Origin of the sequence: Xenorhabdus sp. TS4, assembly GCF_014467265.1 — a bacterium.
Lineage (GTDB): Bacteria > Pseudomonadota > Gammaproteobacteria > Enterobacterales > Enterobacteriaceae > Xenorhabdus > Xenorhabdus ehlersii.
Map to the genome: position 1 here is coordinate 149,473 of NZ_NKHQ01000005.1, position 2,965 is coordinate 152,437.

Genomic DNA, 2,965 nt, shown 5'->3' on the forward strand with positions numbered 1-2,965 from the left:
GAAGACACCTTCGGGTTGTGAGGTTAAGCGACTAAGCGTACACGGTGGATGCCTAGGCAGTCAGAGGCGATGAAGGACGTGCTAATCTGCGAAAAGCGCCGGTGAGCTGATATGAAGCGCTATCAGCCGGCGATGTCCGAATGGGGAAACCCAGTGCAATCCGTTGCACTATCCTTACCTGAATTCATAGGGTAAGGAGGCGAACCGGGGGAACTGAAACATCTCAGTACCCCGAGGAAAAGAAATCAACCGAGATTCCCCCAGTAGCGGCGAGCGAACGGGGAGGAGCCCAGAGCCATCAGCGATATGAGTGTCAGGAGAACGGTCTGGAAAGGCCGGCAGTAAAGGGTGAGAGCCCCGTATCCGAAGACACTGGTATTGTGAGCTCAACGAGTAGGGCGGGACACGTGGTATCCTGTCTGAACATGGGGGGACCATCCTCCAAGGCTAAATACTCCTGACTGACCGATAGTGAACCAGTACCGTGAGGGAAAGGCGAAAAGAACCCCGGCGAGGGGAGTGAAAGAGAACCTGAAACCGTGTACGTACAAGCAGTGGGAGCCTTGATTTATCAGGGTGACTGCGTACCTTTTGTATAATGGGTCAGCGACTTATATTCTGTAGCAAGGTTAACCGCATAGGGGAGCCGCAGGGAAACCGAGTCTTAACTGGGCGTTAAGTTGCAGGGTATAGACCCGAAACCCGGTGATCTAGCCATGGGCAGGTTGAAGGTTGGGTAACACTAACTGGAGGACCGAACCGACTAATGTTGAAAAATTAGCGGATGACTTGTGGCTGGGGGTGAAAGGCCAATCAAACCGGGAGATAGCTGGTTCTCCCCGAAAGCTATTTAGGTAGCGCCTCGTGAAGTCATCTTCGGGGGTAGAGCACTGTTTCGGCTAGGGGGTCATCCCGACTTACCAACCCGATGCAAACTGCGAATACCGAAGAATGTTATCACGGGAGACACACGGCGGGTGCTAACGTCCGTCGTGAAGAGGGAAACAACCCAGACCGCCAGCTAAGGTCCCGAAGTCATGGTTAAGTGGGAAACGAAGTGGGAAGGCTCAGACAGCCAGGATGTTGGCTTAGAAGCAGCCATCATTTAAAGAAAGCGTAATAGCTCACTGGTCGAGTCGGCCTGCGCGGAAGATGTAACGGGGCTAAACCATGCACCGAAGCTGCGGCAGCGACACGAATGTGTTGTTGGGTAGGGGAGCGTTCTGTAAGCCGGTGAAGGTGAACTGTGAGGTTTGCTGGAGGTATCAGAAGTGCGAATGCTGACATAAGTAACGATAAAGCGGGTGAAAAACCCGCTCGCCGGAAGACCAAGGGTTCCTGTCCAACGTTAATCGGGGCAGGGTGAGTCGACCCCTAAGGCGAGGCTGAAAAGCGTAGTCGATGGGAAACAGGTTAATATTCCTGTACTGGCCATAATTGCGATGGGGGGACGGAGAAGGCTAGGCAAGCCGGGCGACGGTCGTCCCGGTTTAAGTGTGTAGGTGGGATAACTTGGCAAATCCGGTTATCCAAGACACTGAGGCACGATGACGAGGCATTACGGTGCTGAAGTTGCTGATGCCCCGCTTCCAGGAAAAGCCCCTAAGCGTCAGATTATGGTCAATCGTACCCCAAACCGACACAGGTGGTCAGGTAGAGAATACTCAGGCGCTTGAGAGAACTCGGGTGAAGGAACTAGGCAAAATGGTGCCGTAACTTCGGGAGAAGGCACGCTGGCGTCAGGTGAAGAAACACGCTTTCGGAGCCGAGGCCAGTCGCAGATACCAGCTGGCTGCAACTGTTTAATAAAAACACAGCACTGTGCAAACACGAAAGTGGACGTATACGGTGTGACGCCTGCCCGGTGCTGGAAGGTTAATTGATGGGGTTAGCCGCAAGGCGACGCTCTTGATCGAAGCCCCAGTAAACGGCGGCCGTAACTATAACGGTCCTAAGGTAGCGAAATTCCTTGTCGGGTAAGTTCCGACCTGCACGAATGGCGTAATGATGGCCAGGCTGTCTCCACCCGAGACTCAGTGAAATTGAACTCGCTGTGAAGATGCAGTGTACCCGCGGCAAGACGGAAAGACCCCGTGAACCTTTACTATAGCTTGACACTGAACCTTGAGCCTTGATGTGTAGGATAGGTGGGAGGCTGTGAAATGTGGACGCCAGTCTGCATGGAGCCATCCTTGAAATACCACCCTTGAATGTTTGATGTTCTAACGTCGGCCCGTTATCCGGGTTGCGGACAGTGTCTGGTGGGTAGTTTGACTGGGGCGGTCTCCTCCCAAAGCGTAACGGAGGAGCACGAAGGTTAGCTAATCACGGTCGGACATCGTGAGGTTAGTGCAATGGCATAAGCTAGCTTGACTGCGAGAGTGACGGCTCGAGCAGGTGCGAAAGCAGGTCATAGTGATCCGGTGGTTCTGTATGGAAGGGCCATCGCTCAACGGATAAAAGGTACTCCGGGGATAACAGGCTGATACCGCCCAAGAGTTCATATCGACGGCGGTGTTTGGCACCTCGATGTCGGCTCATCACATCCTGGGGCTGAAGTAGGTCCCAAGGGTATGGCTGTTCGCCATTTAAAGTGGTACGCGAGCTGGGTTTAGAACGTCGTGAGACAGTTCGGTCCCTATCTGCCGTGGGCGTTGGAAGATTGCAAGGGGCTGCTCCTAGTACGAGAGGACCGGAGTGGACGCACCACTGGTGTTCGGGTTGTCATGCCAATGGCACTGCCCGGTAGCTAAGTGCGGAAGAGATAACCGCTGAAAGCATCTAAGCGGGAAACTTGCCTTAAGATGAGTCTTCCCTTGTCCCTAGAGGACACTGAAGGAACGTTCGAGACGAGGACGTAGATAGGCCGGGTGTGTAAGCGTTGCGAGACGTTGAGCTAACCGGTACTAATGACCCGTGCGGCTTAACCTGACAACACCGAAGGTGTTTTGGGGTTTGAGAGAGA

1 rRNA gene is annotated in these 2,965 nt (G+C 53.8%); it reads left to right on the forward strand.

What is annotated here, in order from left to right:
• The first annotated feature begins 21 nt into the window (after positions 1-21).
• Positions 22-2,931 (forward strand): 23S ribosomal RNA (locus Xets_RS27685).
• Positions 2,932-2,965: the final 34 nt, after the last annotated feature.